General features: G+C 59.6%; 14 protein-coding genes. 1 reads left to right on the top strand and 13 read right to left on the bottom strand.

Annotated elements, in window-relative coordinates; genetic code table 11:
* Position 1: 1 nt before the first annotated feature.
* The 13 genes from ACNQ62_RS13550 to ACNQ62_RS13490 form a co-directional block, all read right to left on the bottom strand.
* Positions 2 to 706, bottom strand: a complete 705-nt coding sequence (locus tag ACNQ62_RS13550) for an ABC transporter ATP-binding protein (protein WP_005848854.1) — start codon at positions 704 to 706, stop codon at positions 2 to 4.
* Positions 706 to 1,467: an ABC transporter ATP-binding protein gene (locus tag ACNQ62_RS13545; protein ID WP_005848852.1), complete on the bottom strand. Its 762-nt coding sequence runs from the start codon at positions 1,465 to 1,467 to the stop codon at positions 706 to 708. The genes ACNQ62_RS13550 and ACNQ62_RS13545 overlap by 1 nt, the downstream gene beginning before the upstream one ends.
* Complete coding sequence (locus ACNQ62_RS13540) at positions 1,464 to 2,804, bottom strand: branched-chain amino acid ABC transporter permease (RefSeq protein WP_005848850.1); 1,341 nt, start codon at positions 2,802 to 2,804, stop codon at positions 1,464 to 1,466. The genes ACNQ62_RS13545 and ACNQ62_RS13540 overlap by 4 nt, the downstream gene beginning before the upstream one ends.
* Complete coding sequence (locus ACNQ62_RS13535) at positions 2,801 to 3,757, bottom strand: branched-chain amino acid ABC transporter permease (protein WP_005848848.1); 957 nt, start codon at positions 3,755 to 3,757, stop codon at positions 2,801 to 2,803. The genes ACNQ62_RS13540 and ACNQ62_RS13535 overlap by 4 nt, the downstream gene beginning before the upstream one ends.
* A 78-nt stretch (positions 3,758 to 3,835) precedes the next feature.
* The gene (locus ACNQ62_RS13530) at positions 3,836 to 5,083 is read right to left on the bottom strand and encodes a branched-chain amino acid ABC transporter substrate-binding protein (protein ID WP_064216661.1); all 1,248 of its coding nucleotides are present in this window, start codon (positions 5,081 to 5,083) and stop codon (positions 3,836 to 3,838) included.
* Positions 5,084 to 5,547: 464 nt separating this feature from the next.
* The gene (locus tag ACNQ62_RS13525) at positions 5,548 to 6,345 is read right to left on the bottom strand and encodes an IclR family transcriptional regulator (RefSeq protein WP_074636808.1); all 798 of its coding nucleotides are present in this window, start codon (positions 6,343 to 6,345) and stop codon (positions 5,548 to 5,550) included.
* A 1-nt stretch (position 6,346) separates the two neighbouring features.
* The gene (locus tag ACNQ62_RS13520) at positions 6,347 to 7,378 is read right to left on the bottom strand and encodes a phosphotransferase family protein (protein WP_005848841.1); all 1,032 of its coding nucleotides are present in this window, start codon (positions 7,376 to 7,378) and stop codon (positions 6,347 to 6,349) included.
* A 12-nt stretch (positions 7,379 to 7,390) separates the two neighbouring features.
* Positions 7,391 to 8,038, bottom strand: a complete 648-nt coding sequence (locus ACNQ62_RS13515; RefSeq protein WP_304950800.1) for a histidine phosphatase family protein — start codon at positions 8,036 to 8,038, stop codon at positions 7,391 to 7,393.
* A 6-nt stretch (positions 8,039 to 8,044) separates the two neighbouring features.
* Entirely contained in the window at positions 8,045 to 9,241 is a 1,197-nt protein-coding gene (locus ACNQ62_RS13510; protein ID WP_260005728.1) for an acetyl-CoA C-acyltransferase, read from the bottom strand.
* Between the two features lie 27 nt (positions 9,242 to 9,268).
* A complete protein-coding gene (locus ACNQ62_RS13505) occupies positions 9,269 to 10,195 on the bottom strand; it encodes an SDR family NAD(P)-dependent oxidoreductase (RefSeq protein ID WP_005848835.1) in 927 nt (308 codons plus the stop codon).
* Positions 10,196 to 10,204: 9 nt separating this feature from the next.
* The gene (locus tag ACNQ62_RS13500) at positions 10,205 to 11,026 is read right to left on the bottom strand and encodes an SDR family oxidoreductase (protein ID WP_418095063.1); all 822 of its coding nucleotides are present in this window, start codon (positions 11,024 to 11,026) and stop codon (positions 10,205 to 10,207) included.
* A gap of 3 nt (positions 11,027 to 11,029) precedes the next feature.
* The gene (locus tag ACNQ62_RS13495) at positions 11,030 to 12,145 is read right to left on the bottom strand and encodes an acyl-CoA dehydrogenase family protein (protein ID WP_418095062.1); all 1,116 of its coding nucleotides are present in this window, start codon (positions 12,143 to 12,145) and stop codon (positions 11,030 to 11,032) included.
* Positions 12,146 to 12,149: 4 nt separating this feature from the next.
* On the bottom strand, positions 12,150 to 13,325 hold the full coding sequence (locus ACNQ62_RS13490) for an acyl-CoA dehydrogenase family protein (protein ID WP_005849108.1): 1,176 nt from the start codon (positions 13,323 to 13,325) through the stop codon (positions 12,150 to 12,152).
* Positions 13,326 to 13,449: 124 nt separating this feature from the next.
* Here ACNQ62_RS13490 and ACNQ62_RS13485 point away from each other — a divergent pair, with 124 nt between their 5' ends.
* Positions 13,450 to 14,448, top strand: coding sequence for an NADPH:quinone oxidoreductase family protein (locus tag ACNQ62_RS13485; protein ID WP_418095061.1), 999 nt, complete (start codon positions 13,450 to 13,452; stop codon positions 14,446 to 14,448).

Genomic DNA, 14,448 nt, shown 5'->3' with positions numbered 1-14,448 from the left:
ATCAGACCTCAAGCCATTCCTTGCGCACGTCATCACGCTGGCGCAATTCAGCCGGCGTGCCCTCATAGACCACCTGACCATGCCCCATGACATAGACCCGATCCGCGATGTCCATCGCGATCGACAGTTTCTGTTCCACCAGCAGGGTAGAGATCCCGCGGTTGGCGATCTCTTTGAGCACCTCGGCGACCTTCTGCACCATCTGCGGGGACAGACCTTCGGTGGGTTCGTCGATCATGACCAGATCGGGGTCGCCCATCAGCGTGCGACACATGGTCAACATCTGCTGTTCCCCCCCCGAAAGAACCGAGGCTTCGACGTCGGCGCGGCGGTCGAGGTTTTCGAACATGTCGAACATCGACTGCATCGACCAACGGCCCGCGCCATCCTTCTGTCCGGGCTTCAGACCCAGCGTCAGGTTCTGCCGCGTGGTGAGACCGGGAAAGATATCGCGGTTCTCGGGCACATATCCGATCCCCATATTGGCGATCTGGAACGCTTTCTTGCCGCTGATCTCCTGCCCCTGAAACTTGACCGATCCTTTCGGTTCGACCTCGCCCATGATGGCCTTGCAGGTGGTAGACCGTCCCACCCCGTTGCGCCCCAGAAGCGCGACGATCTCGCCTTCTTTGACGTTCAGGTTCACCCCCTGAAGGATGTGGGACTTGCCGTAGAAGGCGTGCATATCCGTGACTTCGAGCATCATTAGTGTTCTGCCTCCAATGCGGCGCCCAGATAGGCTTCTTGTACGCGGGCGTCTGCACGCACGTCTTCGGGTTTTCCGGTGGCGATGATTTCGCCATAGACCAGCACCGAAATCCGGTCGGCGAGACCGAAGACCACGCTCATATCATGTTCCACCATGATCAGTGTCTTGCCCGCGGTCACCTTGAGGATCAGGTCGGTGATATAGTCGGTTTCCGTGTTGCTCATCCCCGCCGTCGGTTCGTCCAGCATGATGACATCGGCACCGCCCGCGATGGTGATCCCGATTTCAAGCGCGCGCTGTTCGGCGTAAGACAGGGTGCCCGCGGGCAGGTTGCGCCGTTCCAGCAGGTTGATCTGGTCAAGGATGCGGTCCGCGCCCTCGGTCAGTTCGCGGGACCGGTTCACCAGATTCCAGAAGCTGTATTTATAGCCCTGCGACCACAAGAGCGCACAGCGCACGTTTTCAAACACGCTCATCGCCGGAAAGATGTTGGTGATCTGGAACGAGCGGCTTAGCCCCTTGCGGTTGATCTGGAAGGGTTCGAGCCCGGCCAGATCCTCTCCGTGCAGCTTTACCGTTCCAGCCGAAGGCGCAAACCGTGCGGTGATCAGGTTGAACAGCGTCGATTTCCCCGCGCCGTTCGGCCCGATCACGGCGTGACGTTCCGCCTTGCCGATGCTCAGGTCGATGCCGCGGATGATCTCGGCCTTGCCAAAGCTTTTCTTGAGGCCAGTCAGTTCAAGTGCGGGTGTGCTCATGACGCGCCTCCTGCTGTGTTTGCTTCGTTCCAGGCGTCTTTCAATGCCGGTGCTGTGGCCTTGGCAATGCCCAGACCGATCAGCGCGACCGCGCCCGCCACCAGCCACGGCATCAGCGTGTGGCTGTCAAAGGTGGTCCAGAAGACGGTCATTTCATTGTCACCCGTGGCCCCATGACGATAGTGGAACGTCATCTCGACCAGTGCCGCCAGCCCCATCAAACCGATTGCCGCCGGCAGCAGCGTCTTGAGATAGGGCATGATCAACGTCGATGCCTTGCCCAGCTTGAACACAGGCACATGCATCATCAGCAGACCTGCCAGACCACCGGGGAAGAACATCACCGTGGATAGGAACAGGACGCCCGCATAAAAGGCCCAAAGCTCGGTCGACAGGCTCAGAACGGTTTGCAGCAGGGTAAAGGCGATGGCCCCGATGATCGGCCCAAAGAAGAACCCGACGCCGCCAAGGAAGGTCACCAGCAGGATGATCCCTGACGAGGCGGTGTTCAGGTTTTCCTCGGTCAGGATTTCGTAGTTGATCGCGAAAAGCCCACCGGACACGCCTGCAAAGAAGCCAGAGGCGACAAAGCTGTAGAAGCGGACCCACCGCGAGGAATAGCCCAGAAACTCTGCCCGTTCGGGATTGTCACGCACGGCGTTTGCCATGCGACCCACGGGTGTACGGCTCCAGAGGTACATCAGCGCGGCAGAGATCACGACCCAGCCAGCGGTCAGGTAATAGACCTCGATCTGTTGCAGGAATTCGACGCCAAAGAAGGGCTGTGCGTAGGTCCGGTCGCCGCTGATGCCTTCTTCGCCGCCAAAGAACGCGACGATGATGACGGAACAGGCCGCGATCAATTCGCCCACACCTAGCGAGATCATGGCGAATACCGTGCCCGCGTTACGGGTCGAAAACGCGCCGACGATCATGGCCAGACCCATGCCGAAGAGACCACCAAACACCGGCAGGATCACCAGGGGAATGGTCGAGAAGAAATCGGACATGTTCATGATGTGCATACAGGCAAAGCCCCCCACACCGGCATAGACCGCGTGGCCAAAGGACAGCATACCCCCCTGCCCGAGCAGCATGTTATAGGCCAGCGCGAAAACGATCGTGATCGACATCTGGTTCATGATCGTCAGTGCCGAGTTATTGGTAAACACCATCGGCAGGATGGCCAGTACGACAGAGGCAATGACCCAGGGGGCCAATGTCAGCACTAGCGACCCTGACCGCATACGCTGCGCGGGTTTGGAAGGGTCCGTGGTGATCTGCTCTTTCGGGCGGGCGCCTTTGGGAATGTCGGTTCTTGGATCTGAAACTGTCATGAGCTGCGCTTTCCGAAAAGACCTGCCGGGCGGAAGATGAGGATCAGCACCATCAGGATATAGGGCAAGATGTCGGCGATCTGCGGGCTGGTGAGGCTCCAGAAATCGCGGAATATGCTGTCATCCAGGCTCTCGGGTTTAGAGATGCCAAGGCCGGTCAGGATATTCTCCATCTCGATGTTGTAGGATTTGGCGAAGGTGGTGATCCAGCCGATCAAAAGCGACGCGATCAGCGCCCCCCAGAGCGACCCGAGGCCACCGATCACGATGGTCACGAACACGATCGACCCAAGCACAAAGGCCATACCGGGGAAGGTGCCAAGCACCGGTCCGGCAATTACACCGGCCACACCGGCCAGCGCCGTGCCAACCCCGAAGACCCCCATAAAGATCAGCGGCACATTGTGGCCCAAGGCTTCGACCGTGCGCGGATAGCTCAGCGCGGCCTGAATGATCATGCCGACGCGGGTCTTGGTCAGCACGTAAAGCAGCCCGATAAAGATGCTGATCGAGATGAAGATCATGAAAATCTTATAGGCGGGGATCGAATTCCCCGAGATCGCAAACGCGGTAAAGTTCAACGCGTCAGGAATGGCGTAGGGCAGTTGGTTCTTGCCCCAGATGAATTGCACCAGTTCTTCGATCAACAGCGCCAGACCAAAGGTAAAGATCAGTTCGGGCACGTGTCCGTATTGGTGAACCCTGCGCAGGCCGTAGCGTTCAACCCCTGCCCCCATCACACCCACGACGAGTGGCGCGATCAGCAGCCCCATCCAGAAGCCGAGCGCAAGACTGATCTGGTAGGCGAAATAGGCACCAAGCATGTAAAAGCTGGCGTGAGCGAAGTTCAAAACACCCATCATCGAGAAAATTAGGGTCAGACCGGCGGAGAGCATGAACAACAGCAATCCAGTAACCAGCCCGTCGATGAGGTTGACGAGAATGAGGTCCATGAGGCCCCTCCAGTAGTGTGGTGGCAAGGTGCAAGAGGGGCCCGCCCGCCAGCGCAGGCGGACCCGAGAGAAATCGCCTTATTCGGGGCGCTTCATCTCGCAGGTTGTCGGGCTGTCCATCGACGCCATTTCGACGGTCGATTCAGTCACGACACCATACCCGGATTGGTCATAGTCAAAGTCCAGGTTGTCGTTTGTGTGGACGCCGACATGCATGTCCTGAATGATCTGGTGATCTTGCGGACGCATGAACAGTTTACCACCCCACATGCTGTCGTATTCCATGCCTTCCAGCTTGCTGGCCACCGCGACCACATCCGTGGCGGAGCCCGCTTCGGTGATGGCCTGGGCCAGCATACCGATGGTGTTGAAGATACGGCTTTGGTCGATGTTGCCGTCTGGATACTTCTCGAGGAAGGCGTTGTAGGTGTCGCGCGCTTCTTCGGTAGCAATCGGGTTGATGCTGCCTTGCGCGATCAGGCGGATCTTGTCTTTACCGCTTTCACCAAAGGCGGCCGTGATGCCGGAACCCGCAGCGTAATAGGTATAGATCGGCCCTTCGAACCCGTTGTCGATGATCGCTTTGCCGATGCCCAGCATGTCAGCGCCCCAGTTCCCCGTGATCACGGCATCCGCACCAGAGGATACAACCTTGCGCGCGTAGGGGGTAAAGTCTTTCACCTTGCCGATGGGGTGCAGTTCGTCACCGACGACCTCGATGCCGTCACCTTTCGCGCCCAGCATTTCGTTGGCGGCGGCAGACACAGCTTTACCAAAGGAATAGTCCTGCCCGATGATGTAGACTTTCTTGATGTCCTTGTCCTGAACGATCACATCCGTCAGCGCGTCCATCTTGATGTCAGAGTTGGCGTCGAAACGGAAATGCCAGAAGTTGCATTTGTCGTTGGTCAGCGCAGGGTCCACAGCGGCATAGTTCAGGAACAGAACACGGCTGTCGGGGTTGCGGCGGTTGTGTTTGTCGATGGCTTCGGTCAATGCGTTCGCGACGCCAGAGGAGTTCCCCTGAACGACGTAGCGCGCGCCTTGGTCAATCGCGACCTGAAGCTGAATAAGGGATTCTTTGGGGCTGACCTTGTTATCAAAAGGCAGCACTTCCATTTTTTGGCCGTCCAACAGACCGCCTTTGTCGTTTACCATATAATCAGCCGCGAATTCGAACTGATGCAGGCCATTGGTGCCCGTGCTTGCGAATGGACCGGACAGCGGGTCAATGAACGCGATCTTGATGTTTTCGGCAAAGGCTGCGCTCGCGCCAATGACCAAAGAAAGCGCGGAAACCGCGCCGTACTTAGCGATATTTTTCATTTTAATCCTCCCAAGGACGGCCCGGCGCTTTTAATGCGTTTTTTGGATTGCCAGACCTTGGGAAGAGCCTTGCATAATGCGATTTATTGTCAAGCGCCTCTATTCATAAGTTGCGAGCCTGCACCGTCGGTTATGCCATATATTGCGTGACGGTACGGGCGAAATCACCTGCGTGAAATTTTGCCCGCTGCCGTTTTTTGACGCAGGGTCAGAAATAAGCATTTGAAAATAAATGTATTAATGAATTGCACAAGATTGTGACGGCTGATCAGTTTTTACGCGGTGCCTGACAGATGTCCGCTGGACACTATTCAAAAAAAATTTGCGACGGCGGGTGCGATCCTGACAATTGTCATGGCACCGCAGTTTTGCCAATTCCAGCCACTGGAACGAAGCTGCTGGCCGCGGTGGTTGAAATCTATACGACCGGCCAAGTTGATTCTCCCGTCCTGCGGGTCCACACCCTAAAACCGGATGCTGATGGCTTGCGCCGCTGCCGACAAAAGCTGTGCATAGGTCGTTTCAAGTTGCCGTTTCTTCACGTGGAAAGCGGGGCCGCCCACATTCAGCCCGTAAACCTGCGATCCGTTGGGCGAAAACACGGGCACCGCGATGCCGTTCACATCGGGACGCCAATCGCCATAGCTTGAACAAAATCCCTTGTCTGCAAACTCTGTCATCGCGGCGGCATAGCTGTCGCGCGCGCGGGTTTCGAACTCGGGCCCTTCGGCTGCAGCATAGCGGAACGCGCGGTCGCGGCTTTCGTCGGACATGCCGGTCAGGATTGCGCGACCAATGGCGGAATCAAACAGCGGCAGCCGTGACCCGACGCGAATTTGCAACGCGACATCCTCGCGCGAGCGTTTGGTCGCGATATAGACAACGTCCAGCCGGTGGACCTCTCCGATCGCGATGGTGACGTAGGAATTGGGCCCGTCGCGCAGCTTTCGCATCTCTTCCTGCGCGCGGTCGCCGATCTCCATACTCGACAGCACGCCAAAGCCAAGCTGCAGCACCCCTGCGCCCAGCCGATAGGTGCCGGTGCGGGCGTCGGCGACAAGATAGTCCAGTTCCACCAGCGTATGGGTCAAGCGCGACACCGTCGCCTTGGGCAGCCCTGTCCGTTCGGAGAAATCCGTGTTGGTCAGGGCTGTTTCGTTTTCCCGAAAGCAGCGCAACACATCCAGCCCGCGGGCAAGCGCCGTGACAAAGTTTCTGTCCTTCGTCTCTGCCGGATCTGTTGCGAACTCGTTGGAGGCCATCTTACTTGCCTTCCAGCGCTTTTAGCCCGTTTTCCGCAAACACAGGGACATAGGCCCCGACTTTCATCGCCCGCTCGGGGTTGGAGGCATTGCCGTCCAGCGCGCGTTTCAATACGCCTTGAATGATCCCCGCCATGCGGAAGAAGCAAAAGGCGAGGTAGAAGCCAAAGTTGTCGATCCCGTCCAGCCCGCGGCGTTCGCAGTATTTGGCGATGAATTCGGCATCACTCGGCACGCCAAGCGCTGCGCGGTCCACACCGCCAAAGCCGCGCCCTTCGGTGCCCGCCGGCATCTGCCACTGCATGATAACGGCCGCAAGGTCAGCGTAAGGGTGCCCGATGGTCGACAGTTCCCAGTCCAGAATGGCCAGACATTTGGTGCCGTCTTTCTCGAACATCATATTGTCGATACGGTAGTCGCCATGCACCAGCGTGCGCTGCCCGTCATCCGCAGGGATGCTGGCGGTCAGCTTTTCGATCAGCTTGTTCATGGCGGGCAGGTCTTCGGTTTCGGACGCGCGGTATTGCTTGGTCCAGCGGGCGACCTGACGTTCATAATAGTTACCGGGGGGGCCGTAGTCCGACAGACCCACCGCGTCGATGTCCACCTCGTGCAGGGCGGCAAGCACGCGGTTCATCTCGTCAATCACGCCAGCGCGGCCTGCCTTGTCCATGTCGGGCATGCGCGGGTCCATGAAGTTGCGCCCGTCGATATGATCCATGATGTAGAACGCCGACCCGATCACATCGTCGTCTTCGCACAACAGGTGCATTTTCGATACGGGCACATCGGTATCCTGCAACGCCTTTTGCACGCGGAACTCACGATCAACCGCATGGGCGGATTTCAACAGAACCCCCGGCGGTTTGCGACGCAGCACATAGTTACGCGACGGGGTTTTCAGCAGGAACGTCGGGTTGGACTGACCAGCCTGGAACTTGGAGACCTCAAGCGGGCCTTCAAAGCCCTCAAGGTGTTTTTCCAGATAGGCGCTGACCTTCGGAATATCGAGTGTCTGGGTGTCTGTGCTCATGGCTACCGTTCCTTAACTATAGGTCAGCATGTCAGCAGTCTCGGCTGACATCAGATGCGGGGTCGCGTTGAATTCATGCAGGAAAAACGCGGATTTGGTGAAGACGAATTTGGTGATGGATGTGTTCTTGATCTGCAGGTTCAAGGTCATCATCATTTTATGCGGTGCGCCGAGAGACGCCGCCGTCAGCTGCCCGATCACCCCACCGGAGCTTACGGCAAGCACGCGCTCCGCCCCTTCGGCACAGGCGATCAGACGGGCGGCTTCCACGCGGTCGGTGAAATTGGCCCATGTCTCGGCGGGGCCTTCGATCTCGTTTGCCTGCCACTGAAAGACAGTTTCGCGCAGGGTACGGAAATGCACCTTGCGGTCGCCCTTGACCAGCTCCGGAACCGCCCCTTTATAGCGCGCGTCCAGCAGGTTCTGAAAATCATATTCATTCAGGCCCGGGTGGGTGTCGCCTGCCTCGAATCCCATCGAGGCAAGCGTTTCTTTCTGGCGGGTCAGGGTGCCGGTGATTGTCCGGTCCGGCACCCAGCCGGTATCGCGTAGCAACTGGCCGACGGCCTCGGATTGCCGGTGCCCGAGGTCCGACAACTTGTCATAGTTGTCAGCCCCAAAAGACGCCTGACCGTGGCGGATGACCAGTAGCTCTCCCATGATGGTTTACAGAACCTCAAAGAGGCCAGCAGCCCCCATGCCGCCGCCAACACACATGGTGCAGACAACGTATTTGGCACCGCGACGCTTGCCTTCGATCAGCGCGTGACCAACCATGCGCGCGCCGGACATGCCGTAGGGGTGACCGATAGAGATCGCGCCGCCGTCCACGTTCAACAGCTCGTCCGGGATGCCCAGCTTGTCGCGCGATGCGATCACCTGACAGGCAAAGGCTTCGTTCAGTTCCCACAGGCCAATGTCTTCGATCTTGAGCCCGTGCGCTTCCAGCAGCTTTGGCACGGCATAGATCGGGCCGATACCCATCTCATCGGGCTCGCAGCCTGCGGCCATCACGCCAACGTAGCGACCCAGTGGCTGAAGACCGCGACGTTCGGCTTCTTTCGCTTCCATGACCACAGCGGCGGAGGCACCATCGGACAGTTGCGAGGCGTTGCCCGCAGTGATGAACTTGCCTTCGGGCAGGTGGATGCCGTCTTTGAACACGGGCTTCAGACCGGCAAGGCTTTCCGCCGTGGTGCCGGGGCGGTTGCCCTCGTCTTTTTCCAAGGTGACTTCGTGCTTGGAAATCTCTTTGGTCTCTTTGTCCTGAACCATCATCGTGGTGGTCATCGCGACGATCTCGTCGTCAAAGCGGCCGGCCTGTTGCGCTTGGTGCGTCAGCTCTTGGCTGCGCGCCGCGTATTCGTCCTGCGCTTCGCGGCTCACGTTATAGCGCTCTGCCACGTTTTCGGCTGTTTCCAGCATGGTCATGTAGATTTCGGGCTTGTTCTGCTTGAGCCACGGGTCGGCGCTGACGCGCATCTCTGGCGTTTGCACGAGGGAGATGCTGTCGACACCGCCGCCGATGACAATGTCCATCCCGTCGGTGATCACTTGTTTGGCCGCGGTGGCGATTGCCATCATGCCGGATGCACACTGACGGTCCAGCGACATGCCTGCAACGGTCACGGGCAGGCCTGCGCGGATGGCGGCCTGACGCGCGATGTTGCCGGCCTGATGCCCCTGCTGCAAGGCGGAACCGATGACACAGTCAGAGATTTCCGCCCCGTCAAGACCGGCGCGCTTCACGGCGTTCTCGATGGCGTGGGCGGCAAGCGCCTGTGGTGTGGTGGCGTTGAACGCACCGCGATAGGCTTTGCCGATCGGGGTACGGGCGGTGGATACGATTACTGCGTCACGCATGGTGATCTCCCTTTGAAAGTTCGTCTGTTAGCCCCAATCCAGATCAAGACCCTGGGCCTTGGCTGCATTGAGCGCGTATTTCTTCGTTTGACTAAAGGCATCGGTCAGCTCTTGCTGGCCGCCTGCGTCGGTGATTTTGTCGAAAGCGGATGCGACACCTTCAGGGGTATTCTCGTCGCCGGTCAAGGTCACGCCTTCCGTTTCGTAAATACGGGTCTGGGCAAAGCCACCCGCCCCTGCCCCAAGGATCACACGGCTGGGGCCGTCCTCGCTGACGAGGTACAGCAGGCCGGGGGTGATCGTTTCGGGGGCCAGCAGGGCCTGAGCCTGTTCAGGCAGCAGATCGGCGGTCATCCGCGTGGCCGCTGTGGGGGCCAGCGTGTTGACGCGGATATTGTCGCGCGCGCCTTCCAGATGCAGCACGTTCATCAGCCCCATCATCGCCGCTTTGGCCGCACCGTAGTTGGATTGGCCAAAGTTGCCATACAGCCCCGAAGCCGAGGAGGTCAGCACAATGCGCCCGTATTTCTGTTCGCGCATGATCGGCCAGCAAGCATGGGTCACATTCGCAGACCCGATCAGATGCACGTCGACGACCTTGCGGAAATCAGACATCTCCATCTTGGAAAACGTCTTGTCCCGCAGGATGCCCGCGTTGTTCACCAGAATGTCGATACGGCCCCAGGCGTCCATGACCTGCGCGACCATATCCTTGACACCGGCCTCGTCCGAGACATCACAGCCATGCGCCATCGCCTCGCCGCCCGCGTCGCGGATTTCCTGCGCGACTGCTTCGGCAGCCGCCGACGAAGACCCCTGCCCGTCGGTTGTCACGCCCAGATCATTGACCATAACCTTTGCGCCGCGTGCCGCGAGGCCAAGCGCATGGCTGCGCCCGAGGCCCGTGCCCGCGCCGGTGACAATAGCGACGCGGTTGTCAAAACGAATATCCATCATCGCCCCTTAGTGCAGTGCTTGTTCAAAGATGTTCGGCCCGCTCATCACATTGATGCCGCCGCTGACGGGGACAATCGCGCCGGTGATATAGGCGCCGCCCTTGCCGCAAAGGAACAACATGCAGCCCGCGATATCCGTATCGGTGCCGACGCGGCGCAGGGGGACGTCTTCGCCCACCTTGTTGCGCATATCCTCGTCGTGGGTCGCAAAGGCGGTCATCCGCGACACGAAGGGTCCGGGGGCCAATGCGTTCACAGTGATCGCGTCACTGGCCAGTTCCTTGGCGAGGATCTTGCTCAGGTGGATCACCGCGGCCTTCGAGGCAGAGTAGCTGTAGGCGCCATCACCCATTTCGCGTTCGCCCATCACCGATCCGACGTTCACCACCCGTGCCGGATCGTCGATCGTCGCGTTTGCCTTGAGCAGCGGCAGCAGTTTTTGCGTCAGATCGAACAGACCCGCGACGTTCACGTCCATGACCTTGCCCCAGGCCTTGAACGGGAAATCACCCAAAGGCGCGCCCCAGGTGATGCCCGCGTTGTTCATCAGGATATCAAGGCTCTCGGTGCGGTCCTTCACGGCAGCGACCATTGCATCGACACCTTCCTCGGTGCCGACATCGCCTGCGAACCCCTCGGCAGAGCCAGAGGCCCCGAGCGCATTCAGTTCTTTCGCCACGGCCTCGCAGGCCTCGCCCTTGCGGCTGGCGATCAACACGCGGGCACCGGCACGCACCAGCGCCTCGGCGGCCATACGGCCAATCCCGGTCGCCCCGCCCGTGACCAGCGCGGTTTTACCCTCTAGCCCGAAAAGTGTTTGAATATCCATGCCTTAGAATCCTCTGTGCTTGGCGACCTGGGCAGCGTGATAGCCGTAGTCCCCGAGCCATTCGGCACCCACACGGGCGCGCTTCATGTAAAAACCGATGTCAAAGGCGTCCGTCATGCCGATCCCGCCATGCATCTGTACGCCTTCGATCACCGCCAGCTTGGCGGTCGATGTCGCACGGGCCTTGGCGAGAGACACGGCCATTGTCGCATTGTCGGGGTCTTCGTCCAGCTTGCGCCCTGCGTGCAACACGGCAGAGGCGGTGACTTCCGTCTCGCACCACAGATGGGCGGCGCGGTGTTGCAAGGCCTGGAAGGTGCCGATCAACGTGCCGAACTGCTTGCGTTCTTTCAGGTAGCCCACGGTCATGCCAAAGGCGCCCGCAGCAACGCCTGCCATCTCGGCGGCGAGGGCGGCCTGCCCTGCCTCGATCGCGGGTTTCAGCACGGTCATGGCGTCATCGACCTGACCCAACACATCATCGCCCGTCGCTTCGACGTTATCAAAATCAATCCGCGCGGAATCGCGTGCGTCGATCATGTTCTGCGCGTTGCGTGTGATGCCTGCGCGGTCTGCGGGAATGTCGAACAGGGTCAGCCCGTTGTCTGTCTTGGCCAGCACCAGCAAACGGTCCGCCAAAGCACCATCGACGACAAAGGTCTTCTTGCCCGTCAGGCGAAAACCATTGCCTTCCGCCGTGGCGGTCATTGCCGTGGCATCCGGGTTGAACTTGGAGGTTTCATCTACCGCCAAGGCATAGGTCGCGTCGCCGCTGGCAATCTTGGCCAGCGCGGCCTCGGCGCGCGCATCGCTGACGTGGCGCAGGGCTGTCGCCGCGATCACCGCCGTCGAAAGGAACGGGCTGACGGCCAGCGTCTTGCCCATTTCCTGCGCCAGAATACCCGCAGCAGCATGGCCCATATCAACGCCACCCGCACTTTCAGGGACCAGCACACCGGCCCATCCCATCGCGGCCATCTCTTTCCACATCTTCGCGTCATGGGTCTGCCCGGCATTGCGCAAGTCACGGAACGCTTTAACGGGGGCGGATTTATCAAGAAAACCGCGCGCCGAGTCGGCCAGCATGGTTTCGTCTTCTGTTAATACTAGTTTTACCATGATCTTACCCCGGAAGCCCAAGCACGCGGCGGGAGATAATGCTCAGCATCACCTCGCTCGTGCCGCCTTCGATTGAATTGGCCTTAGTCCGCAGCCAGTCCGCGGGACGGTTGCCCAAAGGCCCGTCCCATTCCAACGCATCGCTGCCACCCGCGGCCATCAGCAACTCGTGACGCTGCATGTTCAGCTCTGTGCCCATGTATTTCAGCATCGCCGAGGCATCCCCCGCGCCGGTACCGGCCTCGGCCTGATCCTTGTAGCGTTCCAGCGTGAGGCCAATGGCAAGCGCGTCCACCTCGCATCGCATCGCATCGGCACGCAGCACGGTGTCCATTTCTTGCCCCTCGGCCAGAGATTCATTCAGCACCGCCCCAAGCGCACGACCGCCCGACAGGCCCTGCCCCCCGCCCGAGATCATCTCGCGCTCGTGGGTCAGCAGGTATTTCGCCACGTCCCAACCGCGGTTCTCTTCGCCGACGATCCGGTCCTTGGGCACCTTTACATTGGTAAAGAACGTCTCGCAGAAGACCGACGCGCCGGAGATCAGCTTGATCGGGCGGGTCTCGACGCCTGCGTCTTCCATATCGATCAGCAAAAAGGAAATACCCTTGTGCTTGGGCGCGTCACGATCGGTACGGATCAGCGCGAAAATCCAGTCGGCTTTGTCGGCGTAGGAGGTCCAGATCTTCTGACCGTTTACCAGCCAATGATCGCCCTTGTCCTCGCCTTTGGTCTGGACACTGGCCAGATCCGACCCTGCCCCCGGCTCGGAATAGCCCTGGCACCAGCGGATTTCACCGCGGGCGATCGGGGGCAAATAATGCAGTTTCTGTTCATGCGTGCCAAAGTGCAGCAAGGCGGGCCCAAGCATCCAGATGCCAAAGCTTTGCAACGGGTTGCGCGCCTCGATCCGGTCCATCTCTTCTTTGAAGATCTTTTCCTGCGCGCGGTTCATCCCCGCCCCGCCGTATTCGACGGGCCATGTGGGCACGGTATAGCCCTTGGACGCGGCGCGCTCCATCCAGACGCGCTGCGCGTCGGATTCGAACTCAAAATTCTTGCCACCCCAGCATATCGATGCTTCACTCGGCTCACCGCCGCGCATTTCGGCCGGGCAGTTTGCCTCTAGCCAATCGCGCAGCTCCGCGCGGAAACCCTCCAGTTCCTGTTCGGACTGCATCTTTTCTCCCCCCTCGTTTTGCGAACTCCAATTCCGCACTGCAAAATTGCATTTCGAAATTCGATTGACAAGACAGTTTCTGAACGCGCCTATTGCTTTGCAAATCTAGAGGAGGAATGACCCGATGAAAGCCATGCTTAGCACTGCCCCCGGCGGCCCCGAAACGCTGGAACTGACAGAGATGCCACAGCCTGAACCGAAGAAAGGTCAGGTGCGTATTCGCATCCGCGCAGCGGGGCTGAACTTCCCTGACACCTTGATTATCAAGGATCTTTACCAGATGAAGCCGCCTCGCCCCTTCGCGCCTGGTGGCGAGGTTTCAGGCGATGTGGACGCCGTGGGAGAGGGCGTTTCCAACATTGCTGTGGGCGACCGGGTGCTGGCGATGACCGGCTTTGGCGGCTTTGCGACAGACATCATTGTGGACGCGGAACGGGTGCAGAAGATCCCCGATGCGATGCCATATGACGAAGCGTCATGTCTGGTGCTGACCTATGGTACCTCCCATCACGCGCTGAAAAACCGCGCCGAAATCCAGCCCGGCGAATCCTTGCTGATCATGGGCGCTGCGGGCGGCGTTGGCGTGGCCGCGATCGAACTGGCGAAAGCCGCCGGTGCCCGTGTGATCGCTGCCGTATCGTCGGAAGACAAGGCGCAGTTCTGCCGTGATCTGGGCGCGGACGAGACGATCATCTACAGCCGCGACATGGATGACCGTGCGACGCAGAAAGCCTTCTCGGACGAGATCAAGAAGCTGTCGGGCGGTGAGGGTGTCGATGTGGTGTATGACGCCGTGGGCGGTGCCTATGCCGAACCCGCCGTACGCGCGCTGGCGTGGAAAGGCCGCTATCTGGTCGTGGGCTTCCCTGCCGGTATCCCCAAGATCCCGTTGAACCTGACGCTGCTTAAGGGCTCGCAGATCATGGGTGTTTTCTGGGGCGCGCATACGGCCCGCGAACCCAAGGTACATGCCGAAAACATGGCCGATCTGTTCCGTATGTATGCCGATGGCCAGATCAAGCCGCGCATCTCTGCCCGCTATCCGCTGGAAAAAGCCGCCGACGCTCTCAACCTGATGCAGGACCGTAAGGTGCAGGGCAAAGTGGTGTTGGATGTTCAATAA

Origin of the sequence: Sulfitobacter sp. SBS6, from assembly GCF_048285585.1 — a bacterium.
GTDB lineage: Bacteria > Pseudomonadota > Alphaproteobacteria > Rhodobacterales > Rhodobacteraceae > Sulfitobacter > Sulfitobacter pontiacus.
Note: the sequence above shows the minus strand (reverse complement) of the source record. Positions and strands in the feature narration are given on the sequence as shown.

Excerpts from the sequence above, each read along its gene's own strand:
- ACNQ62_RS13550 (WP_005848854.1), bottom strand. The coding sequence starts at position 706 with ATGATGCTCGAAGTCACGGATATGCACGCCTTCTACGGCAAGTCCCAC.
- ACNQ62_RS13545 (WP_005848852.1), bottom strand. The coding sequence starts at position 1,467 with ATGAGCACACCCGCACTTGAACTGACTGGCCTCAAGAAAAGCTTTGGC.
- ACNQ62_RS13540 (WP_005848850.1), bottom strand. The coding sequence starts at position 2,804 with ATGACAGTTTCAGATCCAAGAACCGACATTCCCAAAGGCGCCCGCCCG.
- ACNQ62_RS13535 (WP_005848848.1), bottom strand. The coding sequence starts at position 3,757 with ATGGACCTCATTCTCGTCAACCTCATCGACGGGCTGGTTACTGGATTG.
- ACNQ62_RS13530 (WP_064216661.1), bottom strand. The coding sequence starts at position 5,083 with ATGAAAAATATCGCTAAGTACGGCGCGGTTTCCGCGCTTTCTTTGGTC.
- ACNQ62_RS13525 (WP_074636808.1), bottom strand. The coding sequence starts at position 6,345 with ATGGCCTCCAACGAGTTCGCAACAGATCCGGCAGAGACGAAGGACAGA.
- ACNQ62_RS13520 (WP_005848841.1), bottom strand. The coding sequence starts at position 7,378 with ATGAGCACAGACACCCAGACACTCGATATTCCGAAGGTCAGCGCCTAT.
- ACNQ62_RS13515 (WP_304950800.1), bottom strand. The coding sequence starts at position 8,038 with ATGGGAGAGCTACTGGTCATCCGCCACGGTCAGGCGTCTTTTGGGGCT.
- ACNQ62_RS13510 (WP_260005728.1), bottom strand. The coding sequence starts at position 9,241 with ATGCGTGACGCAGTAATCGTATCCACCGCCCGTACCCCGATCGGCAAA.
- ACNQ62_RS13505 (WP_005848835.1), bottom strand. The coding sequence starts at position 10,195 with ATGGATATTCGTTTTGACAACCGCGTCGCTATTGTCACCGGCGCGGGC.
- ACNQ62_RS13500 (WP_418095063.1), bottom strand. The coding sequence starts at position 11,026 with ATGGATATTCAAACACTTTTCGGGCTAGAGGGTAAAACCGCGCTGGTC.
- ACNQ62_RS13495 (WP_418095062.1), bottom strand. The coding sequence starts at position 12,145 with ATGGTAAAACTAGTATTAACAGAAGACGAAACCATGCTGGCCGACTCG.
- ACNQ62_RS13490 (WP_005849108.1), bottom strand. The coding sequence starts at position 13,325 with ATGCAGTCCGAACAGGAACTGGAGGGTTTCCGCGCGGAGCTGCGCGAT.
- ACNQ62_RS13485 (WP_418095061.1), top strand. The coding sequence starts at position 13,450 with ATGAAAGCCATGCTTAGCACTGCCCCCGGCGGCCCCGAAACGCTGGAA.